Source organism: Clostridium culturomicium, from assembly GCF_000821305.1.
GTDB classification, from domain to species: Bacteria; Bacillota; Clostridia; order Clostridiales; family Clostridiaceae; genus Clostridium_J; species Clostridium_J culturomicium.
In genome coordinates this window covers 45,972-72,640 of the sequence record NZ_CCXK01000016.1, presented here as the reverse complement: position 1 = coordinate 72,640, position 26,669 = coordinate 45,972, and the positions used below count along the sequence as shown (strand labels likewise).

Genomic DNA, 26,669 nt, shown 5'->3' with positions numbered 1-26,669 from the left:
TATAAATTTATAATTTTTCTTGGGGCACTCGTTTTTGGGGTAAACTATTTTATGCCTAAGATGAACCCAAGGGAAAGAAGAAGAATGATGAAAAAAGTAAGAAGGTTTCAAGACCAAGCAGAAGAATATATAGAAAGTGCTATATCTTTAATTAGATAGCTAGAGAAAACTCTAGCTATTTTTTTATTTGTTTTTAATATAATTAAGAAATATTCAAATATTTCGTTTTGTGTATTATGTTGATTTATGGTAGAATATAATAGATAAAATTTTTTATATATAGATAGATATAAAAGCATTTCGCAGAGAAGAGGATGAATTTATGGAGATCTTATCTTTAGGGGAAAAAATTAAACAAAGAAGAAAGGAACTTGATTTAACACTTAAAAATCTAGCTGGAGATAGAATAACTGCTGGTCAAATAAGTTTAATAGAGTCAGGTAAGTCTAATCCAAGTATGGACTTACTAGAATACTTAGCAAGTACACTAAAGGTATCTGTTGAACATTTAATGGAGACAGAGGAAACTCAAGCAAATAAGATATGTACATACTATGAAAATATTGCTGAGGCTTGTATATTAAATGGTCATTTAGAACAGGGCTATAAAGCACTAGAAGACTCAACATCATACATAGAAAAATATAATTTAGAGATTAGAATGGCTCGAAATTTATACTTAAAAGCATTAATATGTGAAAAAAGAAAACAATATGATGAAGCACAAGAATTATTACTTTCTGCAAATAATATTTATGTTAAGTTTAACTATAGTAATGAAGTAATCCGAATATTCATATTACTTGGAAAAATAACATTAAAGCTGGGAGCATATCATTCAGCTTACAGCTACTTTCAACAAGCTGAAAAAGTTTTTGAAGAAAGTGATGTATATAATGAAATATTAATTGGACAAGTTTATTATTATATAAGTAAAACCCTGAGTAAGATGGGGGTAGACTCTAAAGCTATAGAGTATATGAAAAATGCTGAAGAAAAGCTGAATAAGAGTAAATCATTATCACACTATGGAGAAACTTTCTTGGAAGTTGCAAATAAAAGATTCCAAGAGGGGAATTTAAGTCAAGCTATTGAATACACACAAAAAAGTTTAAGCTTTTTCTTGTATAGAGAACAAAGACGTCAAATGTCAGAGTTGAGAAGCGGAATGGGTTCATTGTTTTCTGAATATGGTGAAATAAATAAGTCATTTGAGTATCTTTCAGATACTGAAGGATTGAATGAGATTGTTTTAAAGGATGCAGTTGTAAATTCATTGATTCTTGTTTGTATGAATTATATAAAGCTTAAAGATGACACTAATGCAAAAAAAATCTTAGAACAAATAGAAGAAAACATTCAGTATATAGATAAAGCTGATTATACATTGATTTGTAAATATAATATTTTAAAATATAAAGTTGAACTGCTGGAGAAAAAATATGAGTCAGCAGAATCCACATTATTAAATACATTGGATTACATTGTAGATGTTGGATGCGTAAGCGAGGGAGCTGAAGTGGCCATAACTTTAGGAAAGTTCTATCTGGATTTAGGGAAAGAAGAAGAGGCTGGAAAGTATTTAGACATGGGTGTAAATCTTTTGAGTAATACAAGCAAATTTAGTGATTTTTAAAGAGAGGGATAAGTATGGAGATATTATCAGCCGGAGAAAAAATCAAAAGAACTAGAATATATAAAGGATTAACATTAAAAGATATCTGTGAAGATAAAATTTCGGTTTCTAAAATGAGCTGTATTGAAAATAATAAGGTTGAACCAGAAGATTGGATTTTAGAAATAATAGTTGAAAAACTAGGTTTGGACATGGCATATCTAAAACATGGAGTTAGACAGCAAATAGAAGAGAATATTGAAAAGTTTAGTTCTAACAATGAGGTAATTGCTTTAGATGAAATTCTTCATAATGTAGATTATGCTGAAAAATATGAATACCATGATCTTACGTGTAAGTTATTTCAAATTTTATTTGAATATTATTTAAATCATGGTATGACATCGGAATTGAGTACCACAATTCCTAGATATTACAATGCTTGTCAAAAGTCAAAGGATGAAATATTACATACTAATTATTATATGTATATTGCTAAATACTTATATTCAAATAAAGAGTACTCACAGGCTGGGAGTTATATTTCTACAGTAAGAAGAAAACTTGATGAATTAAATTTAAAAGAATCCATTGAGTATATAAAAGCTACATATAATCACGCTGTTATATATATTCAAAGTGGTAATCTTGAAAAGGCCATAGAGGTTACTGAAGATTTAAAAGAAGTATTGCATTTCAATAATGATGAATTTATTAATGCTGAAATATATAAGGTATTAGCCATAATGGAAATTTATTTGAAGGGTGATAAGGTTAATTATTACATAGAGGAATCCCTTAATAGATACGGGGAAATGCTTGATAAAAGAGCTGCAGCTTATTTTGACATTGCTGAAGCTATGATATTTAATGACATGAAGAATAGTGGAATAACATACTTAATTAAATCATTGAATGAGTATCCTAGAATTAATAAAGAGCATCTTTGTGATTTTCTAATAAATGGTGTAGAGATACTAATTAAATGTAATTATTATGATGAAGCATTGAAGTATATAGAAGAAGTATTAGACATTTCGATAGAACTAAATCTAATTCCAGGAATGGATAGAGGGTATTTTTATAAAGCTACAATATTAGAAAAACAAGATAATTATATTATGGCAGAGTCGTATATAATGTTATCCTTGGATGCACTTTTGAAATATGGAAGTAAAAATGATATATGCAAAAGGTACATGAAGATAGGAAAAATGTATCATAAAATGGGACAAGTAAAGGATGCTATTAGATATTTTGACTTGGCATTTAAAATTGAAAAATCAATGATTTAATAAAAAAGAGTATGTACGAATAGAAGTACATACTCTTTTTTATTATTCTTTAATGAATCTTTTTATAATATGCTCTTTAGCTTTTTCTTCAAAGGAATCATCTAAAGGCTGAAGATTAACTTCACCATATTTGTTTTGAAGAGCTAAGGTTAATAATCTGTCCGCAAGCTCTGGATTTTTCGATAATAGACTTCCGTGGAAATATGTACAGAAGGTATTTTTGTATATACATCCTTCTTTTTTATCGGTACCATTATTTCCATAGCCGTATTTAACTGTTCCCAGAGGTTTTAAGTTACCAATGTAAGTTTTACCTGAGTGATTTTCGAAGCCAACATAGGTTTCATCAAATTCCTCGTTGTATATGATGGAATTTCCGATTAGTCTATCCTTAGAAGCTTCAGTATAAATATCTAAAACTCCAAGACCTTCAAGAACTTCACCAGTAGAAGTCGCATAGGTTTTTCCAAGAAGCTGATATCCTCCGCAGATGCATAAAAATACCTTTCCGCCTTCAATATAATTTATTATTTCATCTTTCTTATTTTCTACTAAATCTGTAGACACTATAGATTGTTCGTAGTCTTGACCGCCTCCGAAGAATACTATATCGTAATCATTTGAAGAAAAATTGTCATTCATTGATACGTTTATAACGTTAACCTTAATTCCACGTTTTTCAGCTCTTTGTTTAAGGATTAAGATGTTTCCAATATCTCCATAAACATTTAATAAATCAGGATATAAGTGACATATATTAATTTCCATAAAAACACCTCAATCTTACCAAATTTTATTTATATAACCTTTGCTATGTAATAGCTTTCGAAGGTTAAGCATAGCAGTATAAGTTACTAATACATAGGTTGATTCTTGAGGAGCGTTTATTAAGTTGTTTAAAAGTTCCTCATCTGTTTCGCACATCTTAAAAGTTTCCTCTTGAATCTGTGCTGTTTTTAGCCTTATAGCCATATCATAAAGTCTAATTCCGCCAATAATGGTTGATTTAATATCTAGTTTTGATAACTGCTCAAAGTCTACGTCCCAGATCCAAGATACGTCAGTTCCATCAGCATAATTATCATTAAGCATTAGAGCTAAGTTTATTGGAGTGCTTTCGTTTAAGTTAAGCATTATTGTGTTAATAGCCTGGTTGTATCCTGCAGGATTTTTAACCAAAATTATTTTAACTTCTTTACCGTTAATATCAATGACTTCTTGTCTTCCAAAGCTGCTTTCTTGATTACTTAAAGAAGTTTTTATTGGATCTGAACTAACTCCTAATTCTTTTGTGACAGCAAGGGCGCATAAGCCATTGTATATGTTATATTCACCGGATTGGTTTATATAGAAGTCTTCGTTGTTGATAGTAACTTCTGATCCGGATGGAGTAAGAGAAATTATGTTTTCAACCTTATATTTTAAGTTTGGTCTGCTGTAACCGCAATGTTCACAAAAGTATTTTCCTAAATGATTATAGGTTATAAACTCATAGCTATATGGGTTTTTGCAGAACTTGCAGAATTTACTATCTGCATTAACGCTTAAAACAGTATCACTCTTGATTGGAGTATCAAAGCCATAATATACTGTAGGGTTTTCTAAATCGACTTTACCAAGTAGTGATTCATCTCCATTTAAAACTAAGGTTGTTTTAGGAGTTTTAACGATACCTTCTAATATTTTAGTGTAGGTTGTATGAACTTCACCATATCTATCAAGCTGATCTCTGAATAAATTAGTTACTGTTATTATTTCAGGTTTTATATTTTCTGTAATTATTTGAAGATAAGCTTCATCAACTTCGATGACAGCAAATTTTTCTTCATTATTCTTACCAAACTTATAGAAGGATACAAAAGAAGAAACTATACCTGTGTTCATATTTGCACCTGTGTTATTGGTAAATACCTTTTTACCATCTTTTTTTAGGATATTATAAATCATACTTGTTGTAGTGGTTTTTCCGTTAGTACCAGTAACTAGTATTACTTTATATCCCTTAGTAACTGTAGATAATATGTTTTTATCTAATGCTAGTGCGATTTTACCAGGAAAATTTGATCCGCCTTTAAATAAAATTGTACTAAGTTTTAATACGGTTTTAGAAGCTATTATAGCAATAAATGAATTGATTTTAATTTTAAACACATCCTTTATGTCTTATAAAGTAATAATTGACACTTTTTCATGAAAATATTAATGAAGACTTAAGTGATAATAATACTATGATTGCTGGCTTCGTTAATAATCACATTTAAATACCTGAATAAAAGGTCAATATTCAATTAAATATTATAGCATATAAATTTGGTTATTTCAGCTTGAACATTGATAATTTGAAAACTCAAATAAAAATTAGTAGTATTAAAGATTTTTATAAAAATTTTAGTCGTAATTTGCAGAAAAGCTAAAAGTGTATCATAAACTGAGCAATTTGGTTTAGAAGTGTAGAAAATAATATTATTATGGAGAAATAAATGTGTAAAATAAAATAAAAATATTCATAAATGCTATTGAAAAAGAATAATAATGTAGTAATATATAAGAGTAAACAGTATATATGTGATATACAATATAAATGCGGGGGGATAGTGTGATGGACTTACAATGTTTAGGAAAACACCGAGAGGACAAGTTTTATAGAAATTTAAAGCCGGCTGCTTTGATTGCTGAAGCTGTTAGAAATGGAGAGGGAACTTTAGCAGAGAGTGGGGCTTTAGTTGTAAATACAGGTAAATATACTGGAAGGTCACCTAAAGATAGATTCATAGTAAGGCAAGAAAGTGTTAATGAATTAATTAACTGGGGAGAAGTTAACTTACCTATAGAAGAAGTTGTGTTTGATAGATTATATGAACAAGTAAAAAGTTATTTGAAAGATAAAAAAATATATGTGTTTGATGGATATGTTGGAGCACTCAAAGAATATAGTATGAACATTGAAGTTATAAATGAGTATGCGTCTGAAGCTTTAATGGCAACACAGTTGTTTAGAAGATATTCTGAGGAAGAGTTAAAAGATTTTACTCCAGAGTTTACTGTTATTGCAGCACCAGGATTTAAAGCTAAAGGTTATGAAGATGGAATCAACTCAGAAGCTTTTATAATAATAAACTTTGAAAAGAAAATAGTTTTAATCGGAGGTACGCAATACTCAGGTGAGATAAAAAAATCCGTATTTTCAATAATGAACTTTTTATTGCCGCAAAAGGGCGTATTTCCAATGCACTGTTCAGCTAATATAGGGAAGTCTGGTGATACTGCCGTATTCTTTGGGCTTTCAGGCACTGGTAAAACAACTTTGTCAGCTGATCCAGAAAGAAAGTTAATTGGAGATGATGAACATGGGTGGTGTGATAAAGGTGTATTTAATTTCGAAGGTGGATGTTATGCAAAAACAATTAAACTTGATAAAGAAAAAGAAGCTGAAATATATAATGCATTAAAATTTGGAGCTTTATTAGAAAATGTTGTTTTAGATGAATGTAACAGACCTATGTTTGATGATGACTCTTTAACCGAAAATACTAGAGGTGCTTATCCCCTTGAATATATAGAAAATGTAGAGGAAAGTGGAGTTGGTGGTAACCCAGAGACAATAATATTTTTAACAGCAGATGCTTTTGGAGTAATACCGCCTATATCTAAATTGTCTAAGGAAGCAGCCATGTATCATTTTATGTCAGGATATACAAGTAAGCTAGCTGGTACAGAAAGAGGAATAACAAAACCAAAAGCTACATTTTCAGCTTGTTTTGGAGAACCATTCATGCTGATGAAGCCTGAGGTTTATGCAAAGTTATTAGGGGAAAAAATCAGTTCAAATAATACTGAAGTATATTTGGTTAACACAGGATGGTCAGGTGGAGAGTATGGTGTAGGGAAGAGAATGAATCTGTCCTATACAAGAGCTATGGTAAATGCTGCTATTGAGGGAGAACTTAAAAATACTGAATTTGAAAAAGATGAAAATTTTAATGTTTTTGTACCAAAAGAAATAAAGGGTGTTCCAAGTGAAATACTAAATCCAAGGAATACATGGAGTGATAAAGAAGCATATGATAAAAAGGCGAAGGAATTAATTGAGCAGTTTCATATGAACTTTAAAAAATTCGAGGGCGTAAGTGATGAGATCCTTGGAGCAGCTCCAGGAAGAAAAAACAATAATTGATACTTGCAAAGAGGTCCTAGAAAAAAATTTAATTGCCAACCCCAAACTAAACCATAGATTAAAAAGGAATCCTTTCAATATAAGGGGTTCCTTTTTACTATGCATTAGTATTTAAGTTTGCTAGATGGTGAGGTGAAGAGAACGAGAATATATTTTTATCTTCCTAATTAGAGAAATAAGGACAAAATAATGAGGTCTAAAGTTAATAGATGGCTGTTAGAATGAAGAAAATCAATATTCATTACATCAAGTGAGCCTGGTGTATCTATATAAGAATTAGTTAGAAAAATAAAGAAAATCAATGAAATTAATAGTTTAATTTTATTATAATTGAAGTTGAATAAAATGAAAGTTATACAAGCCGTGATAAGATATGTCTTGTCGCTGAGAGATGCGGCGAAACAACAGTAAACTTAATAAGTAAAGGAAATTCCTTCTCGCATTCACTAGGATGAGTGATTGAAGAGTAAGTTGGAAAAAGTAAATCGGAAATTTAGAGTTTCATTTAGCTTCAATTGACTAAATCAAGGAATTGAAAATTAACTTAAAAAGTTTAAAAAAGTTGTTGACAGATGTGAAAATGTCTGGTAAAATAGTAAAAGTCGTCGGGAGTAAGCGATGAAACAAAGAAGATGATCTTTGAAAATTAAACAGAGAAATAAAGGTAAAACCAGTTAATTTCGATAGAGATAATCTATCAATAAATGACTTTAACAAGTCAGCGAAACAATTAGAGCGCAGCTCAAACTTTTTAAATTGAGAGTTTGATCCTGGCTCAGGACGAACGCTGGCGGCGTGCCTAACACATGCAAGTCGAGCGATGAAATCCTTCGGGATGGATTAGCGGCGGACGGGTGAGTAACACGTGGGTAACCTGCCTTGTAGAGGGGGATAGCCTTCCGAAAGGAAGATTAATACCGCATAACATCTTTTTATCGCATGGTAGAAAGATCAAAGGAGCAATCCGCTACAAGATGGACCCGCGGCGCATTAGCTAGTTGGTGAGGTAACGGCTCACCAAGGCGACGATGCGTAGCCGACCTGAGAGGGTGATCGGCCACATTGGAACTGAGACACGGTCCAGACTCCTACGGGAGGCAGCAGTGGGGAATATTGCGCAATGGGGGAAACCCTGACGCAGCAACGCCGCGTGAATGAAGAAGGCCTTAGGGTTGTAAAGTTCTGTTTACGGGGACGATAATGACGGTACCCGTGGAGGAAGCCACGGCTAACTACGTGCCAGCAGCCGCGGTAATACGTAGGTGGCAAGCGTTGTCCGGATTTACTGGGCGTAAAGGATGCGTAGGCGGATGTTTAAGTGAGATGTGAAATACCCGGGCTCAACTTGGGTGCTGCATTTCAAACTGGACATCTAGAGTGCGGGAGAGGAAAGCGGAATTCCTAGTGTAGCGGTGAAATGCGTAGAGATTAGGAAGAACACCAGTGGCGAAGGCGGCTTTCTGGACCGTAACTGACGCTGAGGCATGAAAGCGTGGGGAGCAAACAGGATTAGATACCCTGGTAGTCCACGCCGTAAACGATGAATACTAGGTGTAGGAGGTATCGACTCCTTCTGTGCCGCAGTTAACACAATAAGTATTCCGCCTGGGAAGTACGATCGCAAGATTAAAACTCAAAGGAATTGACGGGGGCCCGCACAAGCAGCGGAGCATGTGGTTTAATTCGAAGCAACGCGAAGAACCTTACCTAGACTTGACATCTCCTGAATTACCCTTAATCGGGGAAGCCCTTCGGGGCAGGAAGACAGGTGGTGCATGGTTGTCGTCAGCTCGTGTCGTGAGATGTTGGGTTAAGTCCCGCAACGAGCGCAACCCTTATCATTAGTTGCTACCATTAAGTTGAGCACTCTAGTGAGACTGCCACGGTTAACGTGGAGGAAGGTGGGGATGACGTCAAATCATCATGCCCCTTATGTCTAGGGCTACACACGTGCTACAATGGTGAATACAAATAGATGCAATACCGCGAGGTGGAGCCAAACTATAAAATTCATCCCAGTTCGGATTGCAGTCTGAAACTCGACTGCATGAAGCCGGAGTTGCTAGTAATCGCGAATCAGCATGTCGCGGTGAATACGTTCCCGGGCCTTGTACACACCGCCCGTCACACCATGAGAGCTGGTAACACCCGAAGTCCGTGAGGTAACCGCAAGGAGCCAGCGGCCGAAGGTGGGATTAGTGATTGGGGTGAAGTCGTAACAAGGTAGCCGTAGGAGAACCTGCGGCTGGATCACCTCCTTTCTAGGGAGTCGACATAAGGTTAATCCCTTATGACATTACTGGTACTTATTACTCTGTTTAATTTTGAGAGATTATCTCTCAAGTGAATAATATAATATGGGGGTATAGCTCAGTTGGGAGAGCACCTGCCTTGCACGCAGGGGGTCAAGAGTTCGAATCTCTTTATCTCCACCATAGATTTGAGAAATTGTTCTCAAATTAATAAATTTGATAGAACCGAGCAGCAATGTGAAAGTTATAGCAAATTATAAATTGGATAGAAGCAAGCAGTTCAAGGAAGTGAACGAGCGAAGCAGTGAGCCTACTATGGTAGGTGAACAATGAGTAAGTGAAACTGACGCAGAAATGCGCCGCTTATAGACAATTTAAATGTTCTTTGAAAATTACACAGTGAAATATATTGTTAAACCTTTAAATTAATTTAAAGAAGCAATTTCGTCAAGAATTTTAATGAATTCTTTGTAGAATTAATAGTTTTATCGTGATTTTATCGCTAAAATCATGAAAGAACAAGATTACGAAGATAGAAGCGAGAAGTTCAAGGAAGCGAAGGCGCGAAGCGGCGAGCTTACTTTAGGGTAAGTGAGCAATGAGCAACTGAAGCTGATGCAGAAATTCGAAGCTTATATCGTAGTAAAGATAGGTCAAGCTACAAAGGGCGCATGGTGAATGCCTTGGCACTAGGAGCCGATGAAGGACGTGATAAGCTGCGATAAGCTTTGGGTAGGCGCAAATAGCCAGTGATCCAGAGATTTCCGAATGGGGAAACCTACATAGTCAACACTATGTACCGTATACTGAATAAATAGGTATGCGGAGGTAAACCCGGGGAACTGAAACATCTAAGTACCCGGAGGAAGAGAAAGAAAAATCGATTTCCTGAGTAGCGGCGAGCGAAAGGGAAAGAGCCCAAACCTAAGTCTTTGACTTAGGGGTTGCGGACAAAACATAAAAGATGACAGGAATTAGCCGAAGACAGCTGGAAAGCTGCTCCGCAGAGGGTAATAGGCCCGTAGGCGAAAATGGAGGTCATCGAGTTTTGATCCAGAGTACCACGAGACACGTGAAACCTTGTGGGAAGCAGGGAGGACCACCTCCCAAGGCTAAATACTACCTAGTGACCGATAGTGAAGAAGTACCGTGAGGGAAAGGTGAAAAGAACCCCGGAAGGGGAGTGAAATAGAACCTGAAACCGTGTGCCTACAACCGGTCGAAGCACTTTATATGTGTGACGACGTGCTTTTTGTAGAACGAGCCAACGAGTTACGATATGTAGCGAGGTTAAGTACTTAAGGTACGGAGCCGAAGGGAAACCGAGTCTGAATAGGGCGCATAGTTGCATGTCGTAGACCCGAAACCGGGTGACCTATCCATGGCCAGGATGAAGCGACAGTAAAATGTCGTGGAGGTCCGAACCACGTTGGTGTTGAAAAACCATGGGATGAGCTGTGGATAGCGGAGAAATTCCAATCGAACTCGGAGATAGCTGGTTCTCCTCGAAATAGCTTTAGGGCTAGCGTCGGTTAATTGAGTAATGGAGGTAGAGCACTGAATAGGCTAGGGGGCATAGCGCTTACCGAACCTTATCAAACTCCGAATGCCATATACTTGTATTCCGGCAGTCAGACTGCGAATGATAAGATCCGTAGTCAAAAGGGAAACAGCCCAGACCATCAGCTAAGGTCCCAAAGTGTAAGTTAAGTGGTAAAGGATGTGGGATTTCTAAGACAACTAGGATGTTGGCTTAGAAGCAGCCACTCATTTAAAGAGTGCGTAATAGCTCACTAGTCAAGAGATCCCGCGCCGAAGATGTCCGGGGCTAAAACTTACCACCGAAGCTATGGATGTGTACTATGTACACGTGGTAGAGGAGCTTTCTGCATTGGCTGAAGTCGTACCGTAAGGAGCGGTGGACGATGCAGAAGTGAGAATGTTGGCATAAGTAGCGAGAGCAAGGTGAGAATCCTTGCGGTCGAAAACCTAAGGTTTCCTGAGGAAGGCTCGTCCTCTCAGGGTTAGTCGGGACCTAAGCCGAGGCCGAAAGGCGTAGGTGATGGACAACGGGTTGATATTCCCGTACCACTTGCAGACGTTATTACAAACGGGGTGACGCAGGAGGATAGGTTGTGCATACTATTGGATGTATGTCTAAGCATTTAGGAGTAGCTAGTAGGAAAATCCGCTAGCCGAATCTGAGGTGTGATGGGGAAGCCCTACGGGGTGAAGTAACTGATTCCACGCTGCCAAGAAAAGCCTCTATGGAGGAAGCAAGTGCCCGTACCGCAAACCGACACAGGTAGGTGAGGAGAGAATCCTAAGACCATCGGAAGAACTGCTGTTAAGGAACTCGGCAAATTGACCCCGTAACTTCGGGAGAAGGGGTGCCTACGTAAGTAGGTCGCAGAGAATAGGCCCAAGCAACTGTTTAGCAAAAACACAGGTCTCTGCTAAAGCGAAAGCTGATGTATAGGGGCTGACGCCTGCCCGGTGCTGGAAGGTTAAGGGGAATGCTTAGCGCAAGCGAAGGTGTGAACTTAAGCCCCAGTAAACGGCGGCCGTAACTATAACGGTCCTAAGGTAGCGAAATTCCTTGTCGGGTAAGTTCCGACCCGCACGAATGGCGTAATGATTTGGGCACTGTCTCAACAGCAAATCCGGCGAAATTGTAGTACCAGTGAAGATGCTGGTTACCCGCGATTGGACGGAAAGACCCCGTAGAGCTTTACTGTAGTTTAGCATTGAGTTTCGGTATTGTCTGTACAGGATAGGTGGGAGACTGAGAAGCATGGCCGTCAGGTTGTGTGGAGTCAACCTTGGGATACCACCCTGACAGTACTGGAATTCTAACTGGAGGCCATGAATCTGGTCACAGGACATTGCTAGATGGGCAGTTTGACTGGGGCGGTCGCCTCCTAAAAAGTAACGGAGGCGCCCAAAGGTTCCCTCAGAACGGTCGGAAATCGTTCGAAGAGTGCAAAGGCAGAAGGGAGCCTGACTGCGAGACCTACAAGTCGAGCAGGGACGAAAGTCGGGCTTAGTGATCCGGTGGTACCTCGTGGGAGGGCCATCGCTCAACGGATAAAAGCTACCTCGGGGATAACAGGCTGATCTCCCCCAAGAGTCCACATCGACGGGGAGGTTTGGCACCTCGATGTCGGCTCGTCGCATCCTGGGGCTGAAGTAGGTCCCAAGGGTTGGGCTGTTCGCCCATTAAAGCGGCACGCGAGCTGGGTTCAGAACGTCGTGAGACAGTTCGGTCCCTATCCGTCGCGGGCGTAGGAAATTTGAAGGGAGCTGTCCTTAGTACGAGAGGACCGGGATGGACAGACCTCTGGTGCACCAGTTGTCACGCCAGTGGCACAGCTGGGTAGCTATGTCTGGAAGGGATAAACGCTGAAAGCATCTAAGCGTGAAGCCCACCCTAAGATGAGATTTCCCATAACGTAAGTTAGTAAGACTCCTGGAAGACTACCAGGTTGATAGGTGAGGGGTGTAAGCATGGTAACATGTTCAGCTGACTCATACTAATAAGTCGAGGGCTTGATCTAATAAATTGACGAAAATAATATTAACTGTGTAATTTTGAGAGAACATTTTATATTTTCTAATAGTTTGAAGTTAGAAGCAAGAAGTTCGAGGAAACAAGCGAGTGAAGTAGCGAGCTTACTTAAGGTAAGTGAGCAATGAACGAGCGCAGTTGACGAAGAAATTCGCAGCTTATAACGAAAACAATCTGGTGATGATGCTCTTAATGGATACACCCGTTCCCATACCGAACACGAAGGTTAAGCATTAAGAGGCCGATAGTACTGCACGGGAAGCTGTGTGGGAGGGTAAGTGGTTGCCAGGTAAATGTTCCGCGATAGCTCAACGGTGGAGCACTCGGCTGTTAACCGATAGGTTGGAGGTTCGAATCCTCTTCGCGGAGCCATTTTATTAAATACCTATGCAACAGTCTTACAATGCTAAGGCTTTTTTTATTTTTTGATATTTATTATGAAAACAGTTATATATAATTTAATTATCATATTCAGTATTAATCCATAGTTTATAGCCATCTGTTTTCATTAGGATATTTCCATTTATATCAGTACGATAAATTGATGAGTTTATGTTGCTGAGATTTGTGAGGGTATTTTTGTGTGGATGTCCGTAATTATTTCCTAGGCCACAAGTAATAATAGATATATTAGGACTGACAGCAGATAAAAAATTTGAAGTTGAAGAACTGTTACTTCCGTGATGGGCCACCTTTAAGATATCACTATCAAGGAGAGGCTCATTAATAGATTGTAGCTGAGCTTCAACTTCTTTTTCTATATCTCCAGTAAATAAAAAGGAAATATCTTGATTAATATATTTAACAACTAAGGAATTATTATTGATGTTATCAGTAGCAATGTTTCCTGACCATAAAAAAGTAAGATAATTATTATTTAATAAATTGATGGTCGTACTATCTTCAATAACATTAATCTTAAGATTTTTATGATTTAAAGCTTTAACCATATTTACAAAATCAATATCAGAAGAACTAATATTGGGTGCAATAAGATTATCAACATGAAAATTATTTATAATATCATCCATGGAACCTATATGATCTTCATGGGGATGAGTTGCGATAATATAATCGAGTTTTTTTATTTTAAAAGTTTTAAGATATGAGGTTAGATAATCAGAGGAGTCATTGGAGCCGCTATCTATTAAAATATTATAATTTTCATTATTTATAAGTATTGCATCTCCTTGCCCAACATTAATAAAATGAATAAAGGTTTTATTATCTAAGAAATGTGAATTGAAATTTATTAAATTCTTTTCTAAGAAAAATGATGATAGTGAAAAAAATAGGGTTAAAATAAAAAATGTATTTTTATTGAGTTTTAATTTAGATAGATTAAGTTTTAGGAAAGAGCAGATTTTTATATATTTGTGATTTAACCTGCGAGATAATCCATAAAAAAAATTCATAAGTATATCCTTTCTAATAGGTAGTACTATTAAGTAATTATTGACCAAATAAGAATAAATATTACTACAAGATAAAGTTTCACTTCTATACAATTTAAATTATTGATATAATAATTAGTGAAAATAAAGAATATATTTTTTAATATTTGAAAGATAAGGGATGAAGGGAGAGACATTATGAGAAAAGTTAGATATGCTTTAAAATTCTCTTTTATAATGTTTTGCATTGGGATAAAGAGATTTATATATCCATTGTATAAAAATAAATTAACTCCAGAGGAAAGAGAAAGATTTTTAACTAAGCTAGAAAAAAATTGGGCTGAGGGAACAATAAAGTATTCAGAGATGGATATAGAGGTTATTGGAAAAGAAAATTTAATTGAAGAAACATGTCTTTATGTAGCAAATCATCAAAGTATGCTGGATATTCCTCTTATAATGGCAAATGTTAATCATACAATAGGAGCAATGGCTAAGAAGGAAATGAGTAAGGTTATTGTATTTTCTTATTGGATGGAGGAGTTAGGCTCCGTATATATCGATAGAGAAGATGCAAGAGAAGGTTTGAAGGCTATACTTAAAGGGGTAGAAAACTTAAAAAATGGGCGTTCTATGCTTATTTTCCCAGAAGGTACAAGGAACAGAGGGGGAGAAACTGCAGAATTTAAAAAGGGCAGCCTAAAATTAGCCACTAAGGCAAATGTACCTGTAATACCTATAACAGTAGATGGGGCATACAAGGGTTTAGAAGGTCCGGAAGGTGATTTAAAAGCAAGGATGGTTATTCACAAGCCGATATACACAAAGGATTTGACTAAGGAAGAGAAGGCTGATTTATCATCAATGTGTCAGAAGATTATTGAGTCAGCTTTATAATGTATGTTCTAAAAGCATAATGAAAGCTATAGTTAATAGAAATTAATTAACTATAGCTCTTTTTTAATGAAAAATTTAATAGTTAAATCAAATAATTTTTAAGACTCACAAGAATCTATGGTTAAAACAATGGATTTTAATCTTGTCATTGCCTCTATACTGTATTTAATTCCTTGTGTTCCCATGCCAGAAGATTTCACACCAGAGAATGGGAAGTTATCTGGCCCTCTTTCAGATTTATTATTGATTTGAACAGCTCCAACCTCCAATTTATTCGCAATATAAAATGCATCATTAATATTTTTAGTAAATACACATGATTGCAAGCCATATTCGGATTTATTAGCCAAAGTAATAGCTTCAAATTTATCTTTAACTCTAATTATTGGCAGAACAGGCCCAAAAGGTTCTTCCCACGCAATGCGCATATCAGAAGTTACTTTATCGAATAAGGTTGGATAGAGAGTATTTTCACTTCGTTTATTACCATGAAGCATAACAGCACCTTTGGTAATAGCATCATCAATTAACTCTTCTACAAAGTCAGCTGCAGCAGTATCTATTAATGGAGTAATGGTTGAACCTTCTTCAGGAGATCCTACAGTTAATTTCTTTACGCCTTCAAGGATAAGGGAAGCGAGATCATCTGCTATGGATTCTTCGGCGATAACTCTTTTGATGGCAGTACATCTTTGACCAGAATAGCTGAAGGCACCAGAAACAATTTCATCTGCAGCATCGGCTAAATCAGCATCACTAAGAACTATGGCAGCATCTTTTCCGCCAAGTTCCATCATCATTGGAACCATTCCTGCTACCTTTGCAATATGCTTTCCAACTTGAGAAGAACCTGTAAAGTTAATAAAATTAATGTCAGGATGAGTAACTATGTAATCACCAATCTGTGATGATTTACCAGTAACTGTGTTAATTACTCCATCAGGTATTCCTGCTTCTTGAAAAATTTTAACAAGATGAAGGGCACTGATGGCACCTTGAGTAGGGGGTTTAAGAATTACAGAGTTACCGCCAATTAAAGCAGGTGCAATTTTTGATGCTGAAAGATTTATAGGATAGTTAAAGGGTGAAATTGCTAAAACCACTCCAAGGGGAACTCTCTGTGCAAAGCTAATTTTATTTTTTTTGAAACCAGGAAAGTTATCGGCAGAAATAGTTTCACCCTCTAAGTTTTTACCTGCATCAGCTGTAAAACGAATGAAGTCTGCAGTTCTTTTTACTTCAGATATTGATGAATTAATATCCTTACCTATCTCCATCATTAAGATTTTAGAAAGGTCATCACAATTAGCCTCCAAAAGGGAAGCAGCTTTATGAAGAATCTTAGCTCTTTCGTTGACACCTATGGAAGACCAATTTTTTTGAGCTTCTTTTGCTGATGATATAACTTTATCAATATCTTCAGTTTTCATTTTAGGAATTGAACCTAGGATAAGATTCTTATAAGGACACTTGATTTTAATAAAGTCCTCTGTACCAATCCATTGTCCGTTGATTAGATTTTTATAGTTTTCATTTTCTTTTATATACTGAAACAAAAAAATTCACCTCCGTATTGAAAATTTTTTAAGAAGTTATCTTCTCACATTCTTTAGAAGGAGTAAGAGTGTTATATCACAATATTAAATTTAAGCTGTGGAAGATTTACTACAAGATTTAAGGGTTAACAGCTGTTTTTTTGTGATTACTTATTGTTTAGTATTATCTAAGGAAGCTATTAAAATACGAAAAAAAGACATGGCTAAATTGAATAATAGCCATGAACTATAGAAAATTACTTTGTTAGTTTATTTAATATTTCATTAGGATCTATGTCATCGATTGATAAAAGTGCAGAGACACAGGTTACATATTCAGGTCTAATACTGCTGCTCCATTGAATTTTTTCTCCTACAATGTTTTCTACGATTCCAGCAACATCAAAACCAAGACCTTCAAGGGAATATCGTAGTTTTTCAGGATATCTGCAAGGAGTGTTTGTTTCTCGTGTACAGGTACTGCAGATCAAACATCTTCCAGAAACTAATGCTATTGAATTAGTAAATGATTCTTCAAGTTGAAGAATCTTTGAATCGTTAAATTCTCTGAAACTATAATATAAACCATTAAATATATCAGTGAAATCATCTTTACCATTACTGATATCAGTATACTTTTTTAAAGCATGAGAAACCATTTCAGACAATATATTAGAAGGAATTGCTTTGATATAGACTTTACTGTGTATTATATAGCAGTATTTGTACTTTGATATATAGTCTATATCTTTAAAAGGAAGTGGTGGACAAGACCATACCTTATTATGTTTAGTGCATTCGTAACAAAATTTGTTTATAACTAAAGGATTATAAAATTTTGTTATATCTTCTAGTGAAACTGGATTAATTTTATAGGAAACATAATTTATCATAAAACACCTCAACATTATTTTGTATAAGTTTATTATAAATAAGTTTGCATTTAAATACACTATATTATTAAAAAACAGAAAGAAAGCCGCAAATGCGACTTTCTTTATTAGTTTACATATAAATTATCGTTGGTTAATGTAACTTACTCTTTAGAAGAAAAGCATGGGAGTAAGTATAGGTAAAATTATAAATCAGTATATTTGCTTTTTCCAAAAAAAGAAATTGAATATAGTCCTGCAAGACCTACTAAAGCATATATGATTCTGCTGAAAGTGCTGATGGTACCGAAGGCACTAGAGCCTGCAAAGATTACAGCAACTAAGTCAAAACCGAATAAACCAATAAGACCCCAGTTAACTGCTCCAACGATGACAAGAATTAAAACTATTGAGTCAAATACTTTCATAGTCACATCTCCTTATATAATATTTCATGAATAGTATTTGTAATAATAAATTTTTTAGTCAAAAAATTGAGTACCATATTTTAATAAATTGTAAAAGCTTTATAAAAATAAGATAATAGCTACTTTTTTAGTATGGTATATTATATAATACACTTAGTATTAAACTTTTTGAAAGGAAGGAAATAAAATGAAAGAATTTCTTCAGTATTTTGGAATAATTTTATTATTTTCTGTTATAGTTTTTATTCTGTATCAAGGATTAAAGAAATTTGTTTTTGACAAAATAAAGATTAATAAATGGATTGTATTAGCTATAGGAATAGTGTGTTTTATGGTCCCACCATTATTTTTACCACAAATGCCTGTTATAGTTTCTAATTTTGTTTTACCTGGATGTTTTGTAATATTCTTTTTATGGTTTTTAGATTTAACTGGTTTTATGAAAAAGGTTGAAAAGAAAGCAGAAACGACTACATACAATACTATGAGTAAAAGAAAAAATAAAAAAGACGATATTCAAATAAGACCTAAGGCAAAACCGAATAGGGTAAAAAATAACAATAAGTAAGGTTTTTAGAACAGAAAATTTTTCTGTTCTTTTTATTTTATAAAATGAATAGAAGTGTTTTTAAGAGGAAATTAATGAAATTTATCAGATAACTTGTAAAATTAATATTATATGATAAAATTTAATTATAAATTATTTTAAGGAGATACGTTATTATGTGCATTTGCTGTTGTTGCTGTTATTATAAAAATATATAATTAAACAAGAATAAGCTGTGCTATAATTATGTGGATTAATAAATAAAAGAGTTTAATCGTCATCTTTGCTACAGCATTGTCTGTAGCTTTTTTCATGTGATTTGAATAAATTAAACGTAAGATGATAATATAAAGAAGTAAAGGAGAGATAAAATGAGTTTTTATATTTACAATACTTTGACTAGAAGTAAAGATGAATTAGTTACTATAAAAAAAGATAAAGTAGGTATGTATACTTGTGGACCAACTGTATACAATTATGCTCATATTGGAAACCTAAGAACTTACATATTTGAAGATGCTTTAAAGAAGTCATTAGAATATGTAGGATATAAGGTTAAACATGTAATGAATGTAACGGATGTTGGACATCTTCAATCAGATGGTGATGAAGGTGAAGATAAAATGGCATTAGGTGCAAGTCGTGAGCATAAAACTGTTTGGGAAATTGCCAAGTTTTATGAGGACGCTTTCTTTGAAGACTGCAAAAAGCTTAATGTAAAAAGACCTAACGTGGTTTGCAGAGCTACAGATCATATTAATGAGATGATAAAGTTTATACAAAAATTAGAGGAAAAAGGATATACTTATGAATCTAATGGAAATGTATATTTTGAAATAGATAAATTCCCTGGTTATACAAAGCTTGCAAATTTAAGTATAGATGAGTTAGAGGCAGGAAGCAGAATTGAAATAGACCCAAATAAAAAGAATCCATTAGATTTTGTACTTTGGTTTACAAATTCTAAGTTTGCTAATCAGATTATGCAATGGGATTCACCTTGGGGCAGAGGATTTCCAGGATGGCACTTAGAGTGCTCTGCAATGAGTATGAAATATTTAGGTGAAAAAATAGATATCCATTGTGGAGGTATTGATCATATACCAGTTCATCATACAAATGAAATTGCTCAATCAGAGTGTGCTTTAGGACATAAATGGGTAAATTACTGGGTACATGGAGAGTTCTTAGTATTAGATGGAGGCAAGATGTCTAAATCAAGTGGAGATTTCTTAACAGTATCAAGACTTGAAGAGGAAGGCTTTAATCCATTAGATTACAGATACTTCTGCTTACAATCTAAATATAGAAAGCAGCTTGTATTTAGCTTTGAAAGCTTAAAAGATGCACAAAATGGATATAGAGCACTTAAGAAGAAGATAGGAGCTATTATTTCGAATATTGAAGATGGATTAATTATAAATAAAGAATTGATTGAAGCTTATCAAGAGAAATTTAAAGCTCAAATTAGTGATGATTTAAATTTAGCTAATGCATTCACTGTATTAAATGAGGTAATAAAAGATAGTGCTTTAAACAATAAAGAAAAGGCATTTTTAATTGAAGACTTTGATAAAGTATTCTCTTTAGATTTAATGACAATTGAAAGAGAAGCTATAGAGGTTGATGAAGAGCTGGTAAACAGACTTATTGCTGAAAGAAATGAAGCTAGAGCAAATAAGAACTATGGAAGATCTGATGAAATAAGAGCAGAATTATTAGCAATGAATATAGAAGTACTAGATAGTAAAGAAGGAACAACTTGGAGAGTTAAATAGATCGACAAGGAGAAAACTATATTTTCAGCATGGAAATTTGGGTTTATATAACATGGGATTTCTTTATAACTAAGAACTTAAATATGTGTAGGATTTAGAATTGTTTAGGAAATCCAGCTAAGGCTGGGTTTCTTTAATTGTGTTTTATAAATTCTAAAAAGATTTTATGTAAATTATATTTGTATTTGTTTTTTTTAAGAAAAGCAAAGGAAGAGGAATGATATTATGCCAATATTAACTTTAAGAGCAGTAAAACAAGAGGAAGCGTTAAAATTCAGCAAGGAGCTTATTGATGAGTTAGAAGCTTTACTTAGTTGTCCTAGAGATTATTTTACTATTGAATTAAGAAATTCTACTTTCATAAAAGATGGTCAGTTGAGTAATGGATATCCTATAGTGGATGTAGCATGGTTCGATAGGGGACAGGAGTTACAAGATAAGGCTGCGGAAATAATCACTAAGCATATTAAGGGTTTTGGATATGAAACAGTAGATGTAATTTTTCATAAGTTAATAGAAGAAGCTTATTATGAGAATGGAAAACATTTTTAAGGTTAAATAAGTCAGCTACATATAGTAAATTAACTTTATTATTATGGACTATTTGATACAAGGTTTAAAGTAAGATTAATTGAAAAAGTTATTATGAGAGATAAAGTATGTTGTATAGTGAAAGTTATATGACATGCTTTAATTTATTTGTTTGAAAAATAATTTTAGAATTATGTAATAATTTCTTTTATTATTGGTCATTATATAGTTAGATTGTTTGAACATTCCAGCAATAAAGGTGTCACGGGGTTCTTTATAAAGAAAACTATACCTTGTGTATCACTAAATGAAAATTTGAGAAATAAGTAGTAAATTGATGAATAGATAGTTTAAATTAGATAAAGATAGGATTATGGCGATTTGAGAAAATAAAATCATGATAAGATATGTCTTGTCGCTGAGAGACGCGGCAAAACAATAGCAAACTTAATTAGTAAAGAAATTTACCTCTAACATTCGCTGAATGAGGGATGAAAGAGTAAGTTTGAAAAGCTAAATCAGAGATTTAGAGTTTCACTTAAAAAGTTGTTGACAGATGCGAAAGCCTCTGATAAAATAATAAAAGTCGTCGGGAGTAACCGATGAAACAAAGAAGATGATCTTTGAAAATTAAACAGAGAAATAAAGGTAAAACCAGTTAATTTCGATAGAGATAATCTATCAACAAATGACTTTAACAAGTCAGCGAAACAATTAGAGCANATGAGATTTCCCATAACGTAAGTTAGTAAGACTCCTGGAAGACTACCAGGTTGATAGGTGAGGGGTGTAAGCATGGTAACATGTTCAGCTGACTCATACTAATAAGTCGAGGGCTTGATCTAATAAATTGACGAAAATAATATTAACTGTGTAATTTTGAGAGAACATTTCTCTCTTGGGCGATGATATTATGAGTTTTTTATACAAGTAATATCCGTATAGTCAACAACTAAACTTTATATTATTATCGCATGCTAATAAAGTTTTCTAAACTTTATTAAAGACAAACTAATAATTTAGTTTGTGTAAGTACATTTTAAACTAATGTACTTATCTGGTGATGATGTCTTGAAGGTAACACCCGTACCCATGCCGAACACGAAGGTTAAGCTTCAAAGAGCCGAAAGTACTGCACGGGAAGCCGTGTGGGAGGATAGGTTGTTGCCAGGTAATTAGGTTCGCTAGCTCAGTCGGTAGAGCACATGACTTTTAATCATGGTGTCCGGGGTTCGATCCCCCGGCGAGCCACCAAAACACCTTATTTAAGGTGTTTTTTTTATGTATAAATAAGATTTAACATATTTTAAATGTATTGATAAACTAAAGATATAGGAGGTGATAATCCATGATATTATTTAATCTTTTTGATATTGTTGGAACAATTGCGTTTGCAATTTCAGGTGCACTTATAGGGATTCAGAAAAAGTTAGATTTGTTTGGAGTAGTATTTTTGGGAATTATAACGGCAACAGGTGGAGGAATGTTTAGAGATATTATTTTAGGTCAAACACCACCAAAGGCTTTTGTTAAGCCAACTTATTGTATATTAAGTATTTTTATATCATTGATTGTATTTTACGGTTATCCTAAATTTACGCAAATCTATGCTGAAGCAAAAAAGAAAGAAATGCAGCATAAAAGTACTGTGGAAAACGAAAGTAAATATATGACTTCAGAGCAGCTTTTCAGAATTGCTAATAAGAGAAATCAAATAGCAATATTAAAGAAAATAATAGTGTTATTTGATGCAATAGGACTAGCTACTTTTACAATTACAGGAGCCAATTTAGCATATAATCATCCAGAAAGAAACTTATTTTTAGTTGTTTGTATGGGAATGATTACAGGCGTTGGTGGAGGAATGTTAAGAGATACATTTGTACAAGATACGCCAATGATTTTTAAAAGAGAGATATATGCTGTAGCAACAATATTGGGAGGTATAGCTTTTTATTATTGTAGTATATGGAATGTCTCATATAGTTTTAAATTTGCAATTTGTTTTGCTATCGTATTTTTATCTAGATTTATATCAATAAAATTCGACTTACATTTACCAAGTTATAGTTCAGATAAGTATAATTCAACGTTTTAATATTAAGAAAGAGATAGGAAATTAATTCACAATTGGTTTTCTATCTCTTTTTTTATAGAAGAATTCTAACTATATATAAATATAAGCTATATTTTATAAGCATATATAAATATAATCATATATTTTCTAAAAGCTTTACCTTACAGTAACAAATTGTTTTAAGATACATAATATAGTACTAGGAACAAAGATATAAATTTATGTTCCTATATAAAAATTATTTTAGGTAAAAAGCAGTATATATTTTAGAAAAAAAGTGAGGATTATCTTATGGGAGAAAAAAGAGACTTTTTCTTTGAAGATGAAGCATATGATAGAATGACAAGTGATAGAGAATCATTTGAAAATTATAATAGAAATTTTAATCAAGGTGCATTTGATGAAGAAGACTTTCGGAATTCATGTAGCAATATGAGACAAGAAAATTATAGTTCATATGAATGTGAAAATCCTAACAGAAGTTATAGAGATTATATGAATGTTTCACCAGGATACATGTATGGACAGCAACAGAGAAGAGATAACTTTGATTTTAGAAGTAATAGATTCAGTAATGATCCTTATTCTTGTTGTAATGATTGTTTAAATAGTGATTATAATAATTGTAGCTGCAATTATCGTGAACACAATAATTATGATTATAATAATTTTAATTATGATAATTGTGGTTGTATGAATTATGGTTCAGGATATCCTGGTTATGGATGTAATTGTGACACTGGTAATGAGTGGTGGATCATAATTTTACTTTTATTCTGGTTCTGTGGAGGATGGGGCTTCTGTTTCTTCTAAATGAAATAAGTAATATAAGTATATAAGTTTGTCGTCATCATAAAAGTATGATGACGACATTTTATTGTGAATTTAGTTACAAATAAAAAGAATTAAATAGTGAACTGTTGTTAATAATATATGTATAGTTTTAATAACTTACCACTGGTGATTATACCATTAGAGGTTACACCCGTTACCATACCGAACACGAAGGTTAAGGTCTAATGGGTTGAAAATACTGCAATATGTGGGACGATAAATTATTGCCGGTGATGGCACATAAGATGAAATATGTAAGATATAAAAAGAGAAGTTGAGTTTATTCAGTTTCTCTTTTTTATGGGTTTTATATTTTTAGAAAAGTAGAAGCATGGGATCTCGGGGGGAGAGTACCCATGCTTCTATTAATCTATTTTGAAGGGGAACAATAAGGCATAAACCAACCTTGTGGAAAGTGACATAGAGGGCATTCCATAGGTGCAGAGGTACCTTCGTAAATGTACCCACAATTAGTACATTGCCATAAAGTGTTTTTATCGCCTTTATACAATGTACCAGTAAGTAATCCGTTATATAATTTTCTAAATCTAATATCATGGTCAGCTTCAACTTCAGCTAATTCTTTATAAAAGTCAGCAATTTCATCAAACCCTTCCATGCGAGCGGTTTCTTCATATTCCTTATATATTTTTGTTGCTTCTGTGGATTCTCCCATGAAAGAATTCATTAGGTTTTCCTCAGTAGACTTTATTTGATTTAAATATTCTCCATAAGCTTCGCGAGCATGAGCTAATTCATTATGTGCAGTTTCTTCAAAGATATCGGATATATATTTATATCCTTCTTTTCTGGCCTTTTCAGCATATAGAGTATATTTTGTATTTGCTTTGCTTTCACCACTGAAGGTCTTTTTTAAGTTTTTTTCTGTTTGACTTCCTTTTAGATTCATAATATACTCCTGATTATTTATTATCTAATTACAATATATTAATATTTTTAATATTGGTTACATTTTTTTGGAGAAAATAAAAAATAGTTTAAAAGTAAGAACTTCTAAACTATTTTAATTGAAAAAATTTTACTCTTCAGAATAACTAAAACAATAAAATAAGCAATCTCGATAGTGAGGTAAGTCACTTTCGATGATAATATGGCTATTCTCAGGCAGTTTGCTGTAATATTTTTTTGTTCCATCATTAAATCTGATTTCAATTGTTCTTAATTTTTTGAAAAGGTCATTAGCTATTTCATAAGAAATAGGTTTGATAATTCTCCAATTATCATTTAAACTAACATGCTTATCCTTAGCAAGTTTTACACGTCTGTGTATAATAAATTTTTCAGGTCCTCGAAGTTCTAAAGTATGACCTTCGGGATTTATTGCCCTATAAGTTGGATTAAGATCTAAGATTTGAAGAACCTCAATAGTTGTTAAGCTATATTCAGCCATAGAATAACCTCCTTTTGTACTAGTAGTATTTATAGTATAATACTTTTTTAAAATTATAACACAAACAAATGGAATAAAATAGAAAAAGATGAAAAATTTTAAGATTATTAGTTTTTTTTCATAAATAAATTAAAAATTGCTTGGTTTATGAAGTTTAAGTGCGGGAATACTAATAAAAAAACAGGAGGTCGATATTATGAAAAAAATTGCTGCCATATTAACGTTAATATTAGTTAGCTTTGCTTCGTTCAATGTATATGGAGAAGACTTTGGAAATGAAGATGGAGATGTAAGGATATCGTTGCCTCGATTTGTTAATCATAAAACTGTAATAATGCAGTCTTCTGCGGATCCTGTAGAGATTGTAGATAAGAGTGAAAATTATAGTAATGATTATGTATCTGTTAATATATACAAGCCTGAAATTCATATTAAAAACAATAGTGAAAGCGAGAAATTAATAAATTTAAAGATAGACAATATAGTAAATGGATTTAAAAACAGAGTTGTGGAAGACTCCCAAAAGGATAATGAATTTAATAAAGTTAATGGACTCCCAATAAAACAATATGAGGTAAATGTTAATAATACTATTCATTATAATAAAGATAATATACTTTCATTAACGCTTCATCTATATAGTTATACAGGAGGTGCTCATGGAGCTACTTCGGATGAGTCTCTTAATATAGATACTCAAACAGGGAATAATGGCGTTTTAAAGGATTTCCTGGGGAATAATAGTGGATATGATGAAACAATATTAAATGAAATAAAAAAAGAGGTTGCAAAAAATCCAGAAATGTTTTTCAAAGAAGAAGTGGATAAGATTACAAAACTACCATACAATCAAAAGTTTTTTATAACTGATGATGGTGTAGTAGTATATTTTGATGAGTATGCAATTGCACCATATGTTGCAGGAAGACCACAATTTTTAATTCCTTTTAGTAAATTTCCTAAAGGGTTAAATAAGGCTAATATCACGGAAGAAAGTCCTTTAGTTAAATCTATGCTTCTAGAAAGCAATGACATAAAGATTGACAACAATCAATATATAAGTATACCACAATTAGTTTGTTCTAACGTAGAAAGCAGATATAACGGCTTAAATGATGAAGTTAGAAAAACTGTATTAATGGATATAAAAGCCATTGAAGAGAAGTCACCAATAAAAGGGCTAACTACATATTATACATACTCTTTCAAGAATAAAAACTCAATAATAATATCAATGAAGTACATTATAAATCATAATGATAAATTATATGATGAAGTTACAAAAAACTATGTAATTGATTTAAGTAAAGATAAAATATATATGAAATAAGAATAAAAAATTAAACACATATTGTTAGAAGAATACACATAAAAATAAAATAAATAATAGTTAAATATAGTAACACAATGTGCAGGCTAAAACTATTATAATAAGTGAAGCATTCAATTTCGGAGGGGAGT

The 26,669-nt window shown here is 33.5% G+C and carries 18 protein-coding genes, 3 tRNA genes, 5 rRNA genes and 1 other annotated feature; of the genes, 18 read left to right on the top strand and 8 right to left on the bottom strand.

All coding sequences use genetic code 11. From position 1 onward, the window contains the following. Nucleotides 1–322: 322 nt before the first annotated feature. A complete protein-coding gene (locus BN1075_RS09785; RefSeq protein WP_040192976.1) occupies nt 323–1,636 on the top strand; it encodes a helix-turn-helix domain-containing protein in 1,314 nt (437 codons plus the stop codon). Between the two features lie 14 nt (nt 1,637–1,650). Beyond that, nucleotides 1,651–2,910 carry a helix-turn-helix domain-containing protein gene (locus BN1075_RS09780; RefSeq protein ID WP_040192975.1) on the top strand — a complete coding sequence of 420 codons (1,260 nt, stop codon included), beginning with the start codon at nt 1,651–1,653 and terminating at the stop codon, nt 2,908–2,910. Nucleotides 2,911–2,952: 42 nt separating this feature from the next. Here BN1075_RS09780 and BN1075_RS09775 read toward each other — a convergent pair whose 3' ends face one another. Together BN1075_RS09775 and BN1075_RS09770 are read right to left on the bottom strand one after the other, a co-directional pair. Further along, on the bottom strand, nt 2,953–3,678 hold the full coding sequence (locus BN1075_RS09775; RefSeq protein ID WP_040192974.1) for a type 1 glutamine amidotransferase: 726 nt from the start codon (nt 3,676–3,678) through the stop codon (nt 2,953–2,955). A gap of 15 nt (nt 3,679–3,693) precedes the next feature. Continuing rightward, nucleotides 3,694–5,061: a Mur ligase family protein gene (locus BN1075_RS09770; RefSeq protein ID WP_040192973.1), complete on the bottom strand. Its 1,368-nt coding sequence runs from the start codon at nt 5,059–5,061 to the stop codon at nt 3,694–3,696. 448 nt (nt 5,062–5,509) lie between these two features. Here BN1075_RS09770 and pckA point away from each other — a divergent pair, with 448 nt between their 5' ends. The 6 genes from pckA to BN1075_RS09740 all read left to right on the top strand — a co-directional run bounded on the left by pckA (nt 5,510) and on the right by BN1075_RS09740 (nt 13,276). After that, on the top strand, nt 5,510–7,084 hold the full coding sequence (pckA, locus tag BN1075_RS09765; RefSeq protein ID WP_042387194.1) for a phosphoenolpyruvate carboxykinase (ATP): 1,575 nt from the start codon (nt 5,510–5,512) through the stop codon (nt 7,082–7,084). Between the two features lie 752 nt (nt 7,085–7,836). Continuing rightward, nucleotides 7,837–9,345 (top strand): 16S ribosomal RNA (locus BN1075_RS09760). 98 nt (nt 9,346–9,443) lie between these two features. After that, nucleotides 9,444–9,519, top strand: a tRNA-Ala gene (locus tag BN1075_RS09755). A gap of 468 nt (nt 9,520–9,987) precedes the next feature. Continuing rightward, nucleotides 9,988–12,893: ribosomal RNA gene (locus tag BN1075_RS09750) — 23S ribosomal RNA — on the top strand. Between the two features lie 184 nt (nt 12,894–13,077). Next, a 5S ribosomal RNA gene (gene rrf, locus BN1075_RS09745) occupies nt 13,078–13,195 on the top strand. Together the 16S, 23S and 5S rRNA genes with 2 tRNA genes alongside form the textbook arrangement of a ribosomal RNA operon. A 6-nt stretch (nt 13,196–13,201) precedes the next feature. Beyond that, a tRNA-Asn gene (locus tag BN1075_RS09740) sits at nt 13,202–13,276 on the top strand. An 86-nt stretch (nt 13,277–13,362) separates the two neighbouring features. Here the strand turns inward: BN1075_RS09740 and BN1075_RS09735 are convergent. Beyond that, nucleotides 13,363–14,319, bottom strand: a complete 957-nt coding sequence (locus BN1075_RS09735; protein WP_052406497.1) for a ComEC/Rec2 family competence protein — start codon at nt 14,317–14,319, stop codon at nt 13,363–13,365. A gap of 177 nt (nt 14,320–14,496) precedes the next feature. On the opposite strand from BN1075_RS09735, the gene BN1075_RS09730 reads away from it, so the two are divergent. Then, entirely contained in the window at nt 14,497–15,195 is a 699-nt protein-coding gene (locus tag BN1075_RS09730) for a lysophospholipid acyltransferase family protein (protein WP_040192971.1), read from the top strand. A gap of 98 nt (nt 15,196–15,293) precedes the next feature. Here the strand turns inward: BN1075_RS09730 and BN1075_RS09725 are convergent, their stop codons facing one another. From BN1075_RS09725 to BN1075_RS09715, 3 genes are all read right to left on the bottom strand, one after another. After that, entirely contained in the window at nt 15,294–16,751 is a 1,458-nt protein-coding gene (locus tag BN1075_RS09725; protein ID WP_040192970.1) for an NADP-dependent glyceraldehyde-3-phosphate dehydrogenase, read from the bottom strand. Between the two features lie 236 nt (nt 16,752–16,987). After that, nucleotides 16,988–17,623 carry a DUF2284 domain-containing protein gene (locus tag BN1075_RS09720; RefSeq protein WP_040192969.1) on the bottom strand — a complete coding sequence of 212 codons (636 nt, stop codon included), beginning with the start codon at nt 17,621–17,623 and terminating at the stop codon, nt 16,988–16,990. 185 nt (nt 17,624–17,808) lie between these two features. After that, on the bottom strand, nt 17,809–18,030 hold the full coding sequence (locus BN1075_RS09715; protein ID WP_040192968.1) for a DUF378 domain-containing protein: 222 nt from the start codon (nt 18,028–18,030) through the stop codon (nt 17,809–17,811). A 187-nt stretch (nt 18,031–18,217) separates the two neighbouring features. Between BN1075_RS09715 and BN1075_RS09710 the strand changes: the two genes are divergently transcribed. The 8 genes from BN1075_RS09710 to rrf (BN1075_RS09675) all read left to right on the top strand — a co-directional run bounded on the left by BN1075_RS09710 (nt 18,218) and on the right by rrf (BN1075_RS09675) (nt 24,030). Further along, entirely contained in the window at nt 18,218–18,598 is a 381-nt protein-coding gene (locus tag BN1075_RS09710) for a hypothetical protein (protein WP_040192967.1), read from the top strand. 350 nt (nt 18,599–18,948) lie between these two features. Next, nucleotides 18,949–20,355 carry a cysteine--tRNA ligase gene (gene cysS / locus BN1075_RS09705; protein WP_040192966.1) on the top strand — a complete coding sequence of 469 codons (1,407 nt, stop codon included), beginning with the start codon at nt 18,949–18,951 and terminating at the stop codon, nt 20,353–20,355. 225 nt (nt 20,356–20,580) lie between these two features. Beyond that, nucleotides 20,581–20,907 (top strand): DUF1904 family protein, encoded by a 327-nt coding sequence (locus BN1075_RS09700; RefSeq protein WP_040192965.1) that lies wholly within the window; start codon nt 20,581–20,583, stop codon nt 20,905–20,907. A 713-nt stretch (nt 20,908–21,620) separates the two neighbouring features. Beyond that, nucleotides 21,621–21,719: a sequence feature (23S ribosomal RNA rRNA prediction is too short), on the top strand. A gap of 223 nt (nt 21,720–21,942) precedes the next feature. Next, nucleotides 21,943–22,059, top strand: a 5S ribosomal RNA gene (gene rrf, locus BN1075_RS09695). 5 nt (nt 22,060–22,064) lie between these two features. Further along, nucleotides 22,065–22,140: transfer RNA gene (locus BN1075_RS09690), tRNA-Lys, on the top strand. Nucleotides 22,141–22,234: 94 nt separating this feature from the next. Continuing rightward, a complete protein-coding gene (locus BN1075_RS09685) occupies nt 22,235–22,984 on the top strand; it encodes a trimeric intracellular cation channel family protein (protein ID WP_040192964.1) in 750 nt (249 codons plus the stop codon). 270 nt (nt 22,985–23,254) lie between these two features. After that, the gene (locus tag BN1075_RS09680; protein ID WP_040192963.1) at nt 23,255–23,776 is read left to right on the top strand and encodes a hypothetical protein; all 522 of its coding nucleotides are present in this window, start codon (nt 23,255–23,257) and stop codon (nt 23,774–23,776) included. Between the two features lie 143 nt (nt 23,777–23,919). Then, a 5S ribosomal RNA gene (rrf, locus tag BN1075_RS09675) occupies nt 23,920–24,030 on the top strand. Between the two features lie 137 nt (nt 24,031–24,167). On the opposite strand, the gene BN1075_RS09670 is transcribed toward rrf (BN1075_RS09675), so the two are convergent. Beyond that, nucleotides 24,168–24,707: a rubrerythrin family protein gene (locus BN1075_RS09670; RefSeq protein ID WP_040192962.1), complete on the bottom strand. Its 540-nt coding sequence runs from the start codon at nt 24,705–24,707 to the stop codon at nt 24,168–24,170. Between the two features lie 129 nt (nt 24,708–24,836). Continuing rightward, complete coding sequence (locus BN1075_RS09665; protein WP_040192961.1) at nt 24,837–25,208, bottom strand: hypothetical protein; 372 nt, start codon at nt 25,206–25,208, stop codon at nt 24,837–24,839. 196 nt (nt 25,209–25,404) lie between these two features. Between BN1075_RS09665 and BN1075_RS09660 the strand changes: the two genes are divergently transcribed. Beyond that, nucleotides 25,405–26,538: a DUF3298 and DUF4163 domain-containing protein gene (locus BN1075_RS09660; protein WP_040192960.1), complete on the top strand. Its 1,134-nt coding sequence runs from the start codon at nt 25,405–25,407 to the stop codon at nt 26,536–26,538. Nucleotides 26,539–26,669 lie beyond the last annotated feature (131 nt).

Coding starts and splice junctions, on each gene's coding strand:
- BN1075_RS09785 (WP_040192976.1), top strand. CDS start 323: ATGGAGATCTTATCTTTAGGGGAAAAAATTAAACAAAGAAGAAAGGAA.
- BN1075_RS09780 (WP_040192975.1), top strand. CDS start 1,651: ATGGAGATATTATCAGCCGGAGAAAAAATCAAAAGAACTAGAATATAT.
- BN1075_RS09775 (WP_040192974.1), bottom strand. CDS start 3,678: ATGGAAATTAATATATGTCACTTATATCCTGATTTATTAAATGTTTAT.
- pckA (WP_042387194.1), top strand. CDS start 5,510: ATGGACTTACAATGTTTAGGAAAACACCGAGAGGACAAGTTTTATAGA.
- BN1075_RS09735 (WP_052406497.1), bottom strand. CDS start 14,319: ATGAATTTTTTTTATGGATTATCTCGCAGGTTAAATCACAAATATATA.
- BN1075_RS09730 (WP_040192971.1), top strand. CDS start 14,497: ATGAGAAAAGTTAGATATGCTTTAAAATTCTCTTTTATAATGTTTTGC.
- BN1075_RS09720 (WP_040192969.1), bottom strand. CDS start 17,623: ATGATAAATTATGTTTCCTATAAAATTAATCCAGTTTCACTAGAAGAT.
- BN1075_RS09715 (WP_040192968.1), bottom strand. CDS start 18,030: ATGAAAGTATTTGACTCAATAGTTTTAATTCTTGTCATCGTTGGAGCA.
- BN1075_RS09710 (WP_040192967.1), top strand. CDS start 18,218: ATGAAAGAATTTCTTCAGTATTTTGGAATAATTTTATTATTTTCTGTT.
- cysS (WP_040192966.1), top strand. CDS start 18,949: ATGAGTTTTTATATTTACAATACTTTGACTAGAAGTAAAGATGAATTA.
- BN1075_RS09700 (WP_040192965.1), top strand. CDS start 20,581: ATGCCAATATTAACTTTAAGAGCAGTAAAACAAGAGGAAGCGTTAAAA.
- BN1075_RS09685 (WP_040192964.1), top strand. CDS start 22,235: ATGATATTATTTAATCTTTTTGATATTGTTGGAACAATTGCGTTTGCA.
- BN1075_RS09680 (WP_040192963.1), top strand. CDS start 23,255: ATGGGAGAAAAAAGAGACTTTTTCTTTGAAGATGAAGCATATGATAGA.
- BN1075_RS09670 (WP_040192962.1), bottom strand. CDS start 24,707: ATGAATCTAAAAGGAAGTCAAACAGAAAAAAACTTAAAAAAGACCTTC.
- BN1075_RS09665 (WP_040192961.1), bottom strand. CDS start 25,208: ATGGCTGAATATAGCTTAACAACTATTGAGGTTCTTCAAATCTTAGAT.
- BN1075_RS09660 (WP_040192960.1), top strand. CDS start 25,405: ATGAAAAAAATTGCTGCCATATTAACGTTAATATTAGTTAGCTTTGCT.